The sequence below is a fragment of the Halobacteriovorax sp. genome, assembly GCF_041587335.1.
Lineage (GTDB): Bacteria > Bdellovibrionota > Bacteriovoracia > Bacteriovoracales > Bacteriovoracaceae > Halobacteriovorax.
The window spans coordinates 1-15,656 of sequence record NZ_JBFGYP010000032.1; the positions used below are offsets into that span (position 1 = coordinate 1).

General features: G+C 35.2%; 13 protein-coding genes and 1 tRNA gene. 11 read left to right on the forward strand and 3 right to left on the reverse strand.

Features of this window, described 5'->3' with window-relative positions:
* The coding region (locus ABX784_RS06900; protein WP_372654147.1) for a porin at positions 1-961 on the forward strand (961 nt) is incomplete at its 5' end.
* A gap of 85 nt (positions 962-1,046) precedes the next feature.
* Here the strand turns inward: ABX784_RS06900 and ABX784_RS06905 are convergent.
* The 3 genes from ABX784_RS06905 to ABX784_RS06915 form a co-directional block, all read right to left on the reverse strand.
* Positions 1,047-1,355 (reverse strand): hypothetical protein, encoded by a 309-nt coding sequence (locus ABX784_RS06905; RefSeq protein ID WP_372654149.1) that lies wholly within the window; start codon positions 1,353-1,355, stop codon positions 1,047-1,049.
* Between the two features lie 129 nt (positions 1,356-1,484).
* Positions 1,485-2,093 (reverse strand): DedA family protein, encoded by a 609-nt coding sequence (locus ABX784_RS06910; protein ID WP_372654151.1) that lies wholly within the window; start codon positions 2,091-2,093, stop codon positions 1,485-1,487.
* 79 nt (positions 2,094-2,172) lie between these two features.
* The gene (locus tag ABX784_RS06915; RefSeq protein WP_372654152.1) at positions 2,173-2,775 is read right to left on the reverse strand and encodes a peroxiredoxin; all 603 of its coding nucleotides are present in this window, start codon (positions 2,773-2,775) and stop codon (positions 2,173-2,175) included.
* A 309-nt stretch (positions 2,776-3,084) separates the two neighbouring features.
* Here ABX784_RS06915 and ABX784_RS06920 point away from each other — a divergent pair, with 309 nt between their 5' ends.
* From ABX784_RS06920 to ABX784_RS06965, 10 genes are all read left to right on the forward strand, one after another.
* Positions 3,085-3,693 carry an ATP-dependent Clp protease proteolytic subunit gene (locus ABX784_RS06920; protein ID WP_372654154.1) on the forward strand — a complete coding sequence of 203 codons (609 nt, stop codon included), beginning with the start codon at positions 3,085-3,087 and terminating at the stop codon, positions 3,691-3,693.
* Positions 3,694-3,709: 16 nt separating this feature from the next.
* A complete protein-coding gene (gene clpX, locus ABX784_RS06925; RefSeq protein WP_372654156.1) occupies positions 3,710-5,020 on the forward strand; it encodes an ATP-dependent Clp protease ATP-binding subunit ClpX in 1,311 nt (436 codons plus the stop codon).
* 132 nt (positions 5,021-5,152) lie between these two features.
* Positions 5,153-7,327 (forward strand): methyl-accepting chemotaxis protein, encoded by a 2,175-nt coding sequence (locus ABX784_RS06930; protein ID WP_372654158.1) that lies wholly within the window; start codon positions 5,153-5,155, stop codon positions 7,325-7,327.
* Between the two features lie 214 nt (positions 7,328-7,541).
* Positions 7,542-7,796, forward strand: a complete 255-nt coding sequence (locus ABX784_RS06935) for a hypothetical protein (RefSeq protein ID WP_372654161.1) — start codon at positions 7,542-7,544, stop codon at positions 7,794-7,796.
* Positions 7,797-7,809: 13 nt separating this feature from the next.
* Positions 7,810-9,171 (forward strand): DUF3373 family protein, encoded by a 1,362-nt coding sequence (locus ABX784_RS06940; RefSeq protein WP_372654163.1) that lies wholly within the window; start codon positions 7,810-7,812, stop codon positions 9,169-9,171.
* Between the two features lie 376 nt (positions 9,172-9,547).
* Entirely contained in the window at positions 9,548-11,968 is a 2,421-nt protein-coding gene (gene lon / locus ABX784_RS06945) for an endopeptidase La (protein WP_372654167.1), read from the forward strand.
* A 169-nt stretch (positions 11,969-12,137) separates the two neighbouring features.
* The gene (locus ABX784_RS06950; protein ID WP_372654169.1) at positions 12,138-12,557 is read left to right on the forward strand and encodes a VOC family protein; all 420 of its coding nucleotides are present in this window, start codon (positions 12,138-12,140) and stop codon (positions 12,555-12,557) included.
* Between the two features lie 84 nt (positions 12,558-12,641).
* Positions 12,642-12,716 (forward strand) — tRNA-Val (locus ABX784_RS06955).
* A gap of 211 nt (positions 12,717-12,927) precedes the next feature.
* Positions 12,928-15,042, forward strand: coding sequence for a chemotaxis protein CheA (locus ABX784_RS06960; protein WP_372654171.1), 2,115 nt, complete (start codon positions 12,928-12,930; stop codon positions 15,040-15,042).
* Entirely contained in the window at positions 15,042-15,548 is a 507-nt protein-coding gene (locus ABX784_RS06965) for a chemotaxis protein CheW (protein ID WP_372654190.1), read from the forward strand. Before ABX784_RS06960 ends, ABX784_RS06965 begins: the two co-directional genes overlap by 1 nt.
* Positions 15,549-15,656 lie beyond the last annotated feature (108 nt).

A 15,656-nucleotide genomic window follows, 5' to 3' on the forward strand; every position in this document is an offset into this window, starting at 1 on the left:
CATGCACGTTGATCAAGAATCAAAGTTCAACAGAAAATCAACTCCAGGACTAGTTGATACTGATAACTCTGAATCAAGATTAGGAGCTAAAGGTTCTTACGAGATTAACTCTTCATTAACAGCAAAATATACTCTAGAGCTTGGTGTTAACTCTACAAAGACTGATGATGGTGCAGGAACTTCAGGACGTATTAGAGTTAGAATGGCTAAGATTGATATGGTATCTAAGTTTGGTACTCTTACAGTAGGTCAAGACTACACAGCTGACGCTCTTGCAAATTTAAAAGTTGATACTTTCGCTGGAACAGTTGCTTCTGGTGTTGGTGCTGATTATGCTGCATATGTTGAAAATGCAACTACAAACATGGGTATTCTTTATAGATCTAGAAAAGATCTAGTTAAGTATGCAACTCCAGTATTTGCTGGTGTTCAATATTCTGTTTCTGTAGATAAGGCTGATAAGAGATCAAATGATCCTTCTAGCTCAAACTATGGACCAACTTATACAACTCACTTAGTTTCATTTGATAAGAAAATGGATGCAATGACTTTAAGACTTCAATCGTCTTTTACTCACTGGGCCCAAGCTTCTACAGGTGATAACTCAAACCTTCACGTTGGTACAGTTCTTGGTTTTGGTAACCTTACTTTCAAAGCTGGTTGGTCAGATCAAGAAAGTAAAGATCTTGCTGGAGTAGCTACTGATACTTCTAGAATGACTGCTGGTTTTACTTACGGAATGGGTGACCATACTGCAAAGCTAGCTTACTATGTAACTGAAGAAGAAGTAGGAGCAGCTTCAGAAGAAGATACTCAAATTTCTGCTGGTTATGAGTATGCTCTACACAAAAATGTAACTATGAATACAATCGTATCTCTTCTTGAGCATACTGATTCAACTGATACAACTAAAAACAATGAAGCAACTGTTGTTTCTGTTGGTGCTGTAGTTAAGTTCTAATTTGAAAATTTAAGATTTTTAAATATAAAGGCCACTCATTTGAGTGGCCTTTTTTATATCGAAATACAAGGGGGGTCGTATTTCTTTATTTGATAAGACTTTTTAGTTTAAGTATCTTTCCCTCTGCCGAGTCAGTGATTAGCTTTAAGTTGGCGCTCAGTCCATCTGCTTTTAATCTATTTGTAAATTCTTTTAGAATTGTTTTTGACTTGAGTGCTACTTCTGCACTTATTGAACCTGAATTTAACTCTTTTCTAGCAGATTCCGCTTCATTCATTAGGTCATGAAAGTTAAGGGCCTTTAGATAGTTTAAGAGAGATGCTTCTTCTCTAGACTCGCTGTTAGCTTCTTTCCAGTTCTTTAAAGATATAATATTTGAGTTATTTGTAGTCATTCAATTCTCATATTTAAAGTTTTTCGTTTCACATTTTTTGTGAAACCTTTATGACAGATGAAATCTGTAAAAACAATGAGAACTCAGAGTGAGTATATAATTTACACATTTTTTGTGAAAAGTGTGTAATTACATAATGTTAGATTCTTTTTTCCCTTTTTTCTTCTTAATAAATACGATGATCCCTGCAATAATAGCGATAGAGAAGATAACGATATTACCTTTTTTTACGTACTCAATTACTGTCTCTCCAAAGTTGTAATAAAGAGCAAAGAAAGACACACATGAGACAGTACAAGCGATTAAATCACTTATGGCAAACTTCCATGCATTCATTTTTCCAAGGCCTGCAGTTAGAAATAGAGCATTTCTTACGCCAAAAGGAATAAAGCGTCCTACTAGGAGAGTTGCAATTCCATACTTGTTATAAAAGTTGTTAACTTGTTCTATCTTCTCTGGGGATGCCATGGAGGCAAAGAACTTCAGCTTAAATATTTTACTTCCTAGATAGCGTCCCATAAATGCGTAGCAGATAAGATCACTTAAGTAAGCTCCAAGGAATACGGCAAAGAAGAGTTGATAAGTGTACTCAGGGTTCTTTACTGCGAGTAGTGCAGAGATAAAGAGCATTGCATCTTCAGATACTGGAATATTAAATCCTGCCAATAGTAGTAACCCTAGAATTAGGTAAGGGGCAATCGCAACATTCATTTGAATATATTCTAGTATCATTTCCATTTTGTTTTAACTCTCTATCTAAAAAGAAGGGCCGCAATAATTGCGGCCCTATATAAACTTCTAAAAATGTATCAGAAAATTACAATTTATTGAAGTACTCTTGAGACCCTGAAGGATCTGGCTTCATTGTATCTGCACCTTTGTTCCAACCTGCAGGACAAACTTCTCCGTGCTGAGCTGTATACTGGTAACCTTCTACAAGACGAGCAACTTCTTCAACGTTTCTACCAACAGATAGGTTGTTGATTGAACATTGTTGTACAATGTTGTTGTCATCAATGATGAATGTTCCACGGAATGCAACAGCATCGTCCATTAGAACACCGTAGCTCTTAGCTACTTCTTTAGTTAAGTCAGAAAGAAGTGGGTAAGCGATTTCACCTAATCCACCTTTGTTTCTTGGCTGTTGAGTCCAAGCAAGGTGAGAGAATTCAGAATCAACTGAACAACCGATTACTTCACAGTTCATATCTTTGAACATCTGAATTTTGTCAGAGAATGCTGTAATTTCTGTAGGACAAACAAATGTGAAATCTAGTGGGTAAAAGAAAAGTACTTTCCACTTTCCTTTGAAGTCTGAAAGTGCAATTTCTTTAATCTCACCGTTTAGTACAGCTTGACCTTTAAATTCTGGTGCTTCTTTACCAACTAAAGTTGTTGGATATACAGTTTCTGTAGTCATGTAAGTCTCCTTAAAATGATTTAATAAAAAATTAATTTTTAAGACTTTAAAACCAAATTTCGGCAATTACAAGACCTGGTAGGCTAAATCTAGCAAGTGGTGCAGCGTGTATCACTTCTCTGTATAGCATTATGAGATGAATAGGGGCTTTGTTTAACTAAACTATTGGAATAACTCAAGAAGTTAAAGGATTTCTGTTGTGACATTAATAACAAAAGATTAGTCTTTTGATTAAAGTATTTTTTGAAATGGTACGACAAGTACTAAAGAATACGATCATTTACTTAACAAAACAGAGGGTAGAAAACCATGAGTAATCCCAAAATGCACATTCCAAATCCAATTGTTATTGAACAAACGGCGCGTGGGGAAAGACAATACGATATTTATTCAAGACTTTTATTAGATAGAATTGTTTTTCTTGGTACACAAGTGAATGATACAGTTGCTAATTTAATTATGGCGCAAATGCTATTTTTAGAGACTGACGATCCTGATGCACCGATTCATTTCTATATAAATAGTCCTGGTGGATCTGTTTATGCCGGACTTGGTATTTACGATGTAATGCAATATATCTCTTGTCCAGTTCATACTTATTGTGTGGGTCTTGCTGCTTCGATGGGATCACTTTTACTGACTGCTGGAGCTGAGGGACATAGATACTCAATGCCACACTCTAGAATTATGATTCACCAACCACTTGGTGGAGCACAAGGACAGTGTTCTGATATTCAAATTCAGGCAAAAGAAATTCAAGAATTAAAAGACCAGTTAAATGGTATTTATATTAACCACTCTGCTAAAGAGATGGATATGGCCAAAATTGTTGCAGCTACAGATAGAGATAATTACCTATCTCCCGGAGATGCTATTGAGCTTGGTATAATCGATCACATAATTGAAAAAAAGAAATAGATAAAGGACCGTTGTTATGACTAAAAAAAGTGGTAGCTACAACAGTACATTAGAATGTAACTTTTGTGGAAAATCTCAAAAAGAAGTTAAAAAACTAATCGCAGGTCCAGGTACCTATATTTGTGATGAGTGTATTGAACTTTGTAATGATATTATTTATGAGGACTCTGTAAAGAGTACGAGTAAGGCATCATTAGATAATGTTCCTAAGCCTCATGAGATTAAGCTTCATCTAGATAACTATGTTATCGGACAGGATAGAGCAAAGAAAATTATCTCTGTAGCAGTACATAATCACTACAAAAGAGTTTCACATGGTAATGCAACTAAAGGTCGTAAAGACGAAGTTGAATTATCAAAGTCTAATATTCTTTTAGCTGGTCCAACTGGTTCAGGTAAAACTCTTATCGCTCAGTCTCTTGCAAAATACTTAAATGTACCTTTTGCAATTTGTGATGCGACATCACTAACCGAAGCAGGTTATGTTGGTGAAGATGTTGAGAATATTATTTTAAATCTACTTCAATCATGTGACTACGATGTTGAGAGAGCTCAACGTGGAATTGTCTATATTGATGAGATTGATAAAATTGCTAGAAAAAGTGAGAACCCTTCTATCACTAGAGATGTATCTGGTGAAGGTGTTCAGCAAGCATTACTAAAGCTTGTTGAAGGAACTGTTGCGGCAGTACCTCCAAAGGGGGGAAGAAAGCATCCACAGCAAGAGTTTATTCAAGTTGATACGAAAAATATTCTTTTCATTGTTGCTGGAGCATTCGTAGGGCTTGATAAAATCATTGAAAAAAGACTTACTAAACGTCCTATGGGATTAGTTACTAAAGAAGAAAAAGCTCAACAATCAGTAGTTGAAAAACTTGGTGGTATTGAGGCAGAAGATTTATCAAAATTTGGTCTTATTCCAGAATTTATCGGTAGACTTCCTGTTAATGCACTTCTTCAAGAACTTGATGAAGAGGCACTTGTTCAAATTTTAACTGAGCCTAAGAATGCAATTACAAAGCAGTACCAAAGACTTTTTGAATACGATGGAATTGAAATCGAATTTGAAGAGGATGCTTTAAGAGAAGTTGCTTCAACAGCTTTAAGAAAAAAGACTGGAGCCAGAGGGTTAAGAGCGATCCTTGAACAAACAATGTTAGATGTAATGTATGAAGTTCCATCTAATGATAAGATTTGTAAAATTGTTGTTACAAAAGCATCAATTGAAGGAACTGAATCTCCTAAAACTATTGAGGGTGAAAGAACTCCTCGTGGTGGCGCAGGAGGAACTCTTAAAGCTAAGAGTGATATAGAGTCAGCTTCGTAAAAAGCAACCTTAAGTAAATATTAATTTTGATGAAAATGCCCAGCAAATTGCTGGGTTTTTTCATATTTATTCAACAAATATTAGTATTCTCCCGATACAGTTATATATTGTATTTTTATTTAGAGGGTGAATATGAAAAAAGTTCCATTGAAAACTAAGCTGTTATTTATTTCTGGTGGGATGGTATTCCTTTTTGGATTAATAGTTCTTTTCCAATTTGAGCAAGGGCTTAAAAAGCAAAGAACGAGCATTACTGAAAGTTTTTCTTTGTATTCAGATTCCTTATCGAGCTCAATATCTCAAGTTTTTTACTCTCAATATAATAATGTTCAAGCATTTGGAAAAAATGGTGCATTAAAGAATTACGAAGATAAAGAAACGATGAAGTTTGTTCTAAATGAGATAATAACTCTCTATCCAATGAATGATATTTTAATTGTTACTGATATGAAGGGCAAGTTTGTTGGCAGCTCAACTATAAACGCAGAAGGGAAGGCCATTAGTACTACTAGTTTTGAAGGGCATGATTTTTCTAGTGAGAAATGGTTTAAAGAAACTGTTGAGGGGAAACTTACTCAAAACTTTAAAAAGAAAATTTTTGGCTCGAGGTTAGGGCAACCAGAGTACGATGAGTTAATTTCAAAAGCATATGGTAATAAGAGATATGGGACACACTTTACGACACTTTTAGAGGATGAGTACGGAGATCCTTTAGGAGTATTAACTGCGTATACAAGCTTTGCTTGGGTAGAATCTGAACTTCAGTCGCTCTATGACTCTTTAAAATCTTCGGGGAAAGATGATGCTTCTATCTTTATAATAAATAAAAGTGGAGATGTTCTCTCTTCTCTTGGTCGTAATGAAAAAAATGAATATACCATTCTTAGGACTTTGGATAAAAATTTATTCAATTCTAAAAATGAAGTGTCTCTACTTTTACAAAAGGTTAAAAGTGGAAGTCTTGTTTCAAAGAATTTCTTTAGTGAAGAAAATACTCTTTACTCATTTAGAAAGATTGAGAACGAGAAGTTTATAAATTCTATTGGATGGTCTGTTATTGTAGGGATGAACCCTGATGTAGCTTTTAAAGATATCAAAACACTTAGAGAACTATTCTATTGGACCTTTGGTATTATGCTCGTCATATGTCTTGTTGTTTCATACTTAATTTCTAGTAACCTTTATAATAAATTGTCAGAAGTTATTTTAGGATTGAAGGAGAGTTTTGGGAGAACTGCTGGTCTAGTAGGTGACTTACAAGGAATGTCTTCAAATGTATCTGATATGTCGACTCATCAAGCGTCTGCGATTCAAGAGACAGCTTCTACTCTAGATGAAGTATCACAAATGGTAAAAATGAGTGCGCAAAATGCTGAGAGATCTGTAGAGGTTGCAAAGAGTTCTGAGAATAATGCTAATGAGGGGAAGAAGATTGTCTCTCAAGTTGTAAACTCTATGAATGAAATAAAGACAAGTAATGATGAAATCTTAGAGCAAACCACAAGTAGTAATAAGAAGTTTAATGATATTGTAAAAGTTATTAATGAAATATCAGAAAAAACGAATGTTATAAATGATATTGTTTTTCAAACAAAGCTTCTTTCATTTAACGCTTCTGTTGAAGCTGCGAGAGCGGGGGAGCATGGGAAAGGGTTTGCAGTAGTCGCAGAGGAAATTGGTAGTCTCGCACAAATGAGTGGTAAGGCTGCTGATGAAATAAGTGATATCCTTAATGAAAGTGTATCAACTGTAGAGAAAATTGTATCCGAATCACAATCTGGAATTGAACAGATAATGGTGAAATCAAAAAGTAAAATTGATGAAGGGATATCAATTTCTGGTAAGTGTGACAGCGCTCTTAATAGTATTGCTGAAGATGTTAAAAGAGTTGCTGTTATGGCGGATGAAATCTCTACAGCAACACGTGAGCAGGAGCTGGGTGTTTCTCAGATTGCTGAGGCCATGAACCAATTACAGGAAGCAACACATAAGAATTCAGAAATTGCAGATAATACTTTAAATTGTTCAAAACAGTTAAATGAAGAATCGATATTTTTAAATAGTGTTGTTCAAAGCTTAGAAGACGAAGTTAAGGGTGGAAAAAAAGATATAAGGCCAAAAGTTTCTACTAAGAAAGAAGAGAAGAAAATTGTAAAAGTTGAGCCAAAAGAGAAGAAAGTAGAAACTAAGAAGAATCAAGTTGCTGCTGCTCCTTTAGAGGATGTTAAGGTAGATGGTAATAAGGCTGCTAAACCTGTGATTTCTGAAATTCCAGATAGTAGTGATTCTCGATTTGAAGATATTTAACCTTTAGATAACATTAATTTTATGCATTTTTTGGGCGACCTTTTTGGTCGCCTTTTTCTTGAGAAAATCTTCCAGAACACCTCTAATAAATGCTTTCAAGTATTTTTCTTTTTTTATTTTCACTTTTAACGCTTTTAAGTCGTTTCTTTTAAGTTCAAAAAAAATGAAAACTTTCATATACTCTCAACAAAATATATTAAACAAGGGAGTGTTTATGTCTAAAGCTTTACTCTCTTTTGTCTCTGTTTATGCACTACTTTTTTCTTTCCAAGTGCATGCTGGAGCAAAAGACGATTTTATTAATGCGGTTAAAAAACAGTGTGGAAAAAGCGATGCAGATGCTGCAGCTCTCGCTACTCCAGGTCGAGCTGGAAATGTAATTAAATTAAAAACCTGTTCGTCAGCAACTATAACAGTTGGTGATTGTACTCTTCAATGTAAGGATGCTTCATCATCAATTGGTGGATAGTAGGAGAATTTATATGTTAAAAAAAATAATAGTTTTAAGTGCTATAGCAGCTTCTACTTTTGGAACTGTTCAAGCACAGAGTTTAGAAGAGAGAGTTGAAGCTCTTGAGTATGCTGGTTATGAGAACTGGTGGTCATTCTCTGGAAGTTTAGAATATAGATATGATTCTGTAGAAACAACTCATAATAAAGCGTATACAACAAATACATTCAATGGGACTTCTGTAGCTAGAACTGCCGGAGAGAAAAATAGTACTAAACACCACCGTGTTTTTACAGAGCTTGATATCGCTGCGACACCTTCTAAGAAATTATCTTTTTATGGTCGTTTAGCAATGTCTAAATATATGAATACTCTTAATAAGGGTGGTGGTTCATATATTGGTGATGGTGCATTTAATGAACTAGGTGAAGGTCAGGGAGCTGATAACTCTAAAATATTCTTTGAGAGAGCTTTTGTTAATTATAGCTTTACAGATAATTTAACTTTCACTGTAGGTAGACTTCCGACAATTGATGGAGCTCCTAAGCACTTTCAAGAGAATCGTCCAATGATGGGACAATATCCACTTCTAGTATTTGGTGGCGTATTTGATGGTATGGCGCTTACATATGCCAATTCTTTTAACGGACATGCTGTAAAGTTTAGAGGGATTTATACTCCATTTAATCAAAGAGATATTGGAGTTACACATAAGCCAATGAGTAATACTGCAGGTCAGGATATTAAAGAAAATGTTGATGCTTACTCATTAATGGCAGAATATGAAAAGACTAATATGTCTTGGGCCAGAAGAATTCATTTAATTTATCAATACCTACACTTTGGTGGGCTAGATGCATTTACTAATCCAAATGCTTCTACTGCACAAGCTTCTTCTACAACTAACTTTAATGTTACAAGACATGTCTTGAATTTAGAGGTGAATGGGATCGCCAATACTGGTTTATCTCTTGGTTTCTCTTACCTCATGGGGAATATTAAAGGAACTGGAGACTTTCAAACATTAGGTACTTGGTATGGAACATCTAATACTGATTTAGATGGAGATGCTTGGATTGCAAACTTAAACTATGAAATGCCATTTCAAGTATTAAGAAAAGCAGTTCTTGGATTTGAGTATATCAACTCTGATGATGATGTATTTCTTTACGACACTACTGCGAAAAATAAAGTTGGTCTTTATACAGGTAGAGGTGGTAAGTCTATGCATGTATTCTGGATGCAACCGATTGATCAGAACTTTAAGTTCAGAGTTGGTTATCAAAAATCCGAAAATAAGAAGACTAACTTCTTAGGTGGATATGTTGGAACTCCTCTTTCTATTGATGATGAGGCAACTGCATTCTATTCAAGCTTACAATTTAACTTTTAATTGATTTTTAAACCTGATCAATTACTTGAAGTTAGGCCACTCTTCGGAGTGGCCTTTTTATTTAGAGCCGAGATGCACCTACAAGTTTATTGATATCTAACATTTAGTCACTTCTAGAAAAAACTGTTTATTTTTTTTTCAAATAACATTTTCTAACATTTTATTTGCAGTACTTATTTTCAATACTTTAGGCGTGAAAAAGTACCTAGAGATGCGATATTACAAGGTATAAAATTTTTTTAGAGGAAAAGGATGCCTTCACTTTTTTTTTGACCCAGATTTGATTTTGCGAGACAATTTATACAAGACATATTTTAAGAGACATGATGTCACAGATATGTTGTTCCCAACCAATACCAGTAGTGCAGGAGGTACTATGTCAGACAACAAGTCTGTTGACTCAAAAAGATTTCCTCTTCTTCCACTTAGAGACGTTATCATTTTTCCACATATGGTGGTGCCACTCTTCGTAGGTAGAGAAAAGTCTATTGCAGCATTAGAAGAGGCTGCAAAAAACAACAACGAATTATTCCTCGTAACTCAAAAAGATGCGAATGTTCTAAACCCAGAAAGATCTGATGTTTATGATGTAGGAACTGTTGTTAACATTATCCAAATGCTTAGATTACCTGACAATACTGTAAAGGTATTGATCGAAGGTAAGTATAGAGCAAATATCAACGATTTCGTTGCTAAGCCTGAAGGTTATTGGGCAGAGGTTACTAAGTCACAATCTGAAGTTGTAGACGTAGTAAATCTAGAAGCAACTATGAGAAGTATTAAAAGTACTTTTGAGCAGTATGTGAAGCTTAATAAGAGAATTCCACCGGAACTTCTTATGAGTATTTCTTCAATTACTGATCCTTCAAGACTTGCGGATATTATTGTTGCTCATTTGAGTATGAAAATTCCAGAAAAGCAAGAAATCCTTGAAGCAGTTAATGTTGAAGATAGACTTCATTTATTATTAGAAAAAATGCAAGGCGAGATTGAAGTTATTAACGTAGAGAGAAGAATTAAAACTCGCGTTAAGCAACAGATGGAAAAGTCTCAGAAGGAATATTATTTGAATGAGCAAATGAATGCCATTCAAAAAGAGCTAGGGCAAAAAGATGATGGTAAATCTGATATCTCAGAGATGGAAGAGAAGCTAGCTAAAAAGAAAATGCCTGAAGAAGCACGAGAAAAAACAATAAAAGAAATTAAGAAACTCAAGTCAATGTCTCCAATGTCTGCAGAAGCTGCAGTTGTTAGAAACTATATTGACTGGATGACTAATCTTCCATGGGATGAATACACTACTGACGATAATAACGTGAGTAAGGCATGGGAAATTCTTGATAGTCATCACTATGGAATGAAAGATGTTAAAGAAAGAATTGTTGAATATCTTTCTGTAAGATCACTTGTTAAAGAAGAAGGGAAGGGAACAATCCTTTGCCTTGCTGGTCCTCCAGGGGTTGGTAAAACTTCAATTGCCAAGTCTCTTGCAGAGTCACTTGATAGAAAATTTGTAAGAATCTCTCTTGGCGGTGTAAGAGATGAGTCTGAGATTAGAGGACATAGAAGAACATATGTTGGAGCTATGCCTGGGAAAATTATTTCTGCACTTAAGAAAGCAGGGACTAGTAATCCAGTAATTCTTTTAGATGAAATTGATAAAATGAGTTCTGATATGAGAGGGGATCCTGCTGCAGCAATGCTTGAAGTTCTTGATCCTGAACAAAATAAAAACTTTGCAGACCACTATATTGAGTGTGAGTACGATCTATCTCAAGTTATGTTTGTAATGACTGCAAATGACTTAGGTAAGATTCCTGGTCCTCTTAGAGACAGAATGGAGATCATTAGTGTTTCTGGGTACACTCCTCAGGAAAAACTACAGATTGGTAAGAGATACTTATTAGATAAAGCAGTTAAGAGTAATGGTCTAACTAAGTATGAAGTAGCAATGAATGATAACTCTGTACTTGAAGTTGTAAGAGGGTATACGAAAGAAGCTGGTGTAAGAGAGTTCCAAAGACTTTTAAATACTGTTTGTCGTAAGATTGCTACAGAGGTTGTTGCTAAAAATCATGCTGAAGGTAAGAAGTTTAACGTGACTGCTAAGCAGCTAACAAAGTACTTAGGACCTAAGAGATTTGATAGAACAGCTATTGAAGTTGAACCACAGGTTGGCTTAGTTAACGGTCTAGCTTGGACTTCTGTTGGTGGAGAGCTACTACATATTGAAGTGGTAACTGTTCCTGGAAAAGGACAAGTTAAAGTTACAGGAAAGCTTGGTGAAGTAATGCAAGAATCAGCATCTGCTGCTCTAAGTTATGTAAGATCTATTAGTGCACAGCTAGGAATTGATGCTAGCTGGTATGATAAAAATGATATCCATGTACATGTTCCTGAGGGGGCAACTCCTAAAGATGGACCAAGTGCTGGTATTACAATGGTTACAGCGTTGACTTCTGCAATTACAGGAATACCTGTTAAGCAAAATGTTGCTATGACCGGAGAAGTAACAATTAGAGGAAGAGTTCTTCCAATTGGTGGACTGAAAGAAAAACTACTTGCTGCGAAGCAATCTGGTATTGAAACAGTAATTATTCCAATAAAGAATGAGAAAGACCTTCCGGACATTCCAACAGAGGTAAAGAGTGGATTAACAATTATTCCATGTTACCAAGTTGATAATGTCCTAAAAAATGCTCTTGAATTACAAAATCCTGAGCAATTTATGCAACATGTAGCACCACAGCTGAAAGTCGTAGACACTGATGCTGCAGGTTTAGAAGTTGCTAACTAGAAAGTTTTAATCAGCTTAAAAAGTGGTATTTTTTTGCTTGATGGTATTGGGGTGAAAAGGGAGACATATGTCTCCCTTTTCTTTTTCTTAGACAATACAATCTTAATCAATCTTCACATGACATTTTTTGATAAAGGCCTTAGTCTAAATCTTGATAAGGGAGATTTTTATGAAGTTTTTACACTCAATGATCAGAGTATTAGATTTAGAGAAGTCGCTAGACTTTTATGTAAACAAATTAGGATTGAAAGAAATTCGACGAAGTGACTATCCAGATGGAAAGTTTACACTAGTGTACCTTGCTACTGAAGAAGGGGAAGCAGAAGTTGAGTTAACGCACAACTGGGGAGAGACTGAGTCATATAGTGGTGGAAGAAACTTTGGCCACTTAGCATTTCGAGTAGATAATATAAATGAAAAATGCCTAGAGTTAATGAATGCAGGAGTTACAATTCTGAGACCTCCTAGAGATGGCTATATGGCTTTCATAAAATGCCCTGATGGTATATCTATTGAGCTATTACAAGCAAATGAGCCTCTTGAGCCAGTTGAGCCATTTAAATCAATGGAAAATACTGGAAGCTGGTAAAAACTTTTAAAATTTCTTGAAAAAGAATTTGACAAAAATGCACCAGATATATATTCTAGCTCACGAATCGAAACAAACAGATCTGGGCGTGTAGCTCAGTGGGAGAGCGCTGCCCTTACAAGGCAGATGTCGCAGGTTCAATCCCTGCCACGCCCACCAGATTTTTTTATATAAAAGCCCTTCCTCGTGAAGGGCTTTTTTGTTTTTAGCCCTCATAACTTCTCTTTCTAAAGATTCAATTCGTAACTAATTAATACTACTAATGCCTTAATTTAATCTTAAAGTTCGTAATTCATTTAAACTTACAGTTTAAAATGACGATGAGTACTTGAACTAGAACATTGATGTTCAAAATAATTATGGATACGAAATGGATGATTTTGAAAGAGAATTAAAAGAAGACTTTCTAGACGAGTCTCTTCAGTTACTTGAAGACACGGAACAGTCTTTCCTTGCATTGGAAAATGACAAAGAGAGCTCGGAGATTCTAGACCAAATTTTCAGATTAGCTCATAATTTAAAAGGCACTTCTAGGGCCGTGGGGTTTGGCAATGTTGCCGAGTTTACTCACGAGATGGAAAATTTAATTTTAAAATTAAAAACTGGCGACTTAGAAGTCACAGATAATATGGTTTCTCTTCTTTTAGAGTGTAATGATCATATTACGAATATGATTCATGGTCTTAAAGACAATATGGATGCAGAGTTCGACAGTACAGAAATTGTTGAAAATATTTTAAGTGCACTAGGTGGTCAAGCTGAAGTAGAACAAGAGCCGGTCGCTGAAGTTGAAGAGACACTTGTATGTGATGAAAGTGATGACTTAGATGATATTTTAGATGAAGGAATTTCTGAACCAGAGATTTCACCAGCAGCTCTTGAAGCTTTAAGAGAGCTTGGAGATGTTGATGATTCACTATTTGAAGGAATGGGTGAAGATAATAAGGTAGAAGAGCCTGAGATATCTCCGGCCGCTCTAGAGGCCCTCAGAGAGCTTGGTAACTGTGATGAAGCAGTTATGGAAGAACTTAGTGGAAAAAAAGAAGTTGAAGAAGAGCCAGAAATTTCACCAGCAGCTTTAGAGGCACTAAGAGAACTTGGAACTTGTGACTCTGACATTATTGCTGATCTTGAAAAGAGTTCAAATGAAAAAGAAGGGCTAAAGTTTAGTAATGCAATTGATGACTCCGTAACTGTAACTCCACTGGAGAAGGTTACTACAACTCCTGCTGCTGTTGCACCAATAGCTGCAAAGAAAGCGACTCCAGTTAAAAAAGTAACTGAAGATGAAAGTATTAGAGTTTCCTTATCTAGAGTTGAGAAGTTAAATAATGTCGTCGGTGAACTTGTAATATTACAAACGGTTCTCGATCAGGGTCGCTTTACTGCTTCTCATGATCAGTTAATGAATAAGTCTATTTCTCAATTAGGTAAATTATCTAAAGAGATTCAAGAAATATCGATGTCTTTAAGAATGGTTCCAGTGAAGTCTACACTTCAAAAAATGAACAGAATTGTTAGAGATACTTCTAAAACATTAGATAAGAAAGTGAAGCTCACTCTTAGCGGTGAAGAGACTGAAATTGATAAAACTGTATTAGAACACCTCGCTGATCCTCTCGTCCACATTGTTAGAAATGCTGTTGATCATGGGCTAGAGAGTACTGAAGGGCGTATTGCTGCGGGTAAAAGTGAAGCTGGAAATGTTACTATAGGTGCATTTCATGAAGGTAATAATTTAGTTATCGAAATTACAGATGATGGAAAAGGTATTCCTGCAAATATAATAAGAAATAAAGCTATTGAAAAAGGTTTAATAAGAGAAAATCAACAAATCTCTGATGAAGATATTATTCAATATATTTTTCACCCAGGGTTCTCAACCAAAGAGCAGGTGACTGAAGTTTCTGGTCGTGGTGTTGGTATGGATGTTGTTAAAACTAATATTGAGAAATTATCAGGTGAAGTCAGAGTTAAGACGGAAATGGGGAAGGGAAGTGTATTTAAAGTTGTTCTTCCATTAACTATGGCAATTATTGAGGGAATGGTTATACGCGCTGGAAGTGATAAATTTATTATCCCTCTATCTCAAGTACATGAGTCTCTTAAGCCTACAAATGAAATGATTAATAAAGTTACAGGATGGGGTGAGTGCCTCAACCTAAGAGGACAGGTTCTCCCTCTTTTCAACATTGGCAGTACATTAGCTGTTAAAATGGATGAGGGGAAATCTGTTGATAAAATAGCGATTATTATTCAAGCATCTGAACATCCTTTTGCGGTACTTGTAGATGATATACTTCATCAGCAGCAAGTCGTTATTAAAAATCTAGGTAGTGAAATAAAAAACAGTAAAGGTTTCATGGGAAGTTCTATTTTAGGTGATGGTAAACCATCATTTATCCTAGATTTAAATGAACTCTATAGTAGTAAAATGAAAAAGAATTCTAGTATTAAAGAAGATCTTATAGGAAGGGTAGCGTGATGAATGAAGAAAGAGCAAATCAAAATCTATCAATTGTTGATGAAGGTAGTTCTGACCTTCAGAGATTTCTTGAATTTAGTCTTGGTGAAGAAGAGTATGCAATACCACTTCTATCAGTCAGAGAAGTTATCTCTGTTCCTGAAACAACTCCAATTCCAAAAGCACCAAGTCACTTTCTTGGAATTATGAATCTAAGAGGACAAGTTATATCTGTTGTAGATATGAGAACAAAACTTAAAATTAAGCCAAGAGAAAACAACGCTGAAGAGAGTGTCATAATTGTTGATCTTGATGGGATGAATCTAGGAATTGTTGTTGACTCGATCAACAAAGTTTTAGCTTTCACTCTAAAAGAAATTAACGAAGTTCCAGAGATTGAAACACAAGTAAATGCTGAATATATTTACGGTGTATATAGAAAAGAGAAATCATTAACAGTGCTTTTAAATGTAGCTAAAGTTCTAGATATTAAAGATGTAAACGCATTGGCAAGAAAAGCTGCATAAACTTCTATTTAAATTCAACAATATAAAGGCCATCTCTATAGATGGCTTTTTTTGTACCTTAAGAGAACTTTAATTTTTCTCTCATTGATTATTTCCCATACATTTTCA

Excerpts from the sequence above, each read along its gene's own strand:
- ABX784_RS06905 (WP_372654149.1), bottom strand. The coding sequence starts at position 1,355 with ATGACTACAAATAACTCAAATATTATATCTTTAAAGAACTGGAAAGAA.
- ABX784_RS06910 (WP_372654151.1), bottom strand. The coding sequence starts at position 2,093 with ATGGAAATGATACTAGAATATATTCAAATGAATGTTGCGATTGCCCCT.
- ABX784_RS06915 (WP_372654152.1), bottom strand. The coding sequence starts at position 2,775 with ATGACTACAGAAACTGTATATCCAACAACTTTAGTTGGTAAAGAAGCA.
- ABX784_RS06920 (WP_372654154.1), top strand. The coding sequence starts at position 3,085 with ATGAGTAATCCCAAAATGCACATTCCAAATCCAATTGTTATTGAACAA.
- clpX (WP_372654156.1), top strand. The coding sequence starts at position 3,710 with ATGACTAAAAAAAGTGGTAGCTACAACAGTACATTAGAATGTAACTTT.
- ABX784_RS06930 (WP_372654158.1), top strand. The coding sequence starts at position 5,153 with ATGAAAAAAGTTCCATTGAAAACTAAGCTGTTATTTATTTCTGGTGGG.
- ABX784_RS06935 (WP_372654161.1), top strand. The coding sequence starts at position 7,542 with ATGTCTAAAGCTTTACTCTCTTTTGTCTCTGTTTATGCACTACTTTTT.
- ABX784_RS06940 (WP_372654163.1), top strand. The coding sequence starts at position 7,810 with ATGTTAAAAAAAATAATAGTTTTAAGTGCTATAGCAGCTTCTACTTTT.
- lon (WP_372654167.1), top strand. The coding sequence starts at position 9,548 with ATGTCAGACAACAAGTCTGTTGACTCAAAAAGATTTCCTCTTCTTCCA.
- ABX784_RS06950 (WP_372654169.1), top strand. The coding sequence starts at position 12,138 with ATGAAGTTTTTACACTCAATGATCAGAGTATTAGATTTAGAGAAGTCG.
- ABX784_RS06960 (WP_372654171.1), top strand. The coding sequence starts at position 12,928 with ATGGATGATTTTGAAAGAGAATTAAAAGAAGACTTTCTAGACGAGTCT.
- ABX784_RS06965 (WP_372654190.1), top strand. The coding sequence starts at position 15,042 with ATGAATGAAGAAAGAGCAAATCAAAATCTATCAATTGTTGATGAAGGT.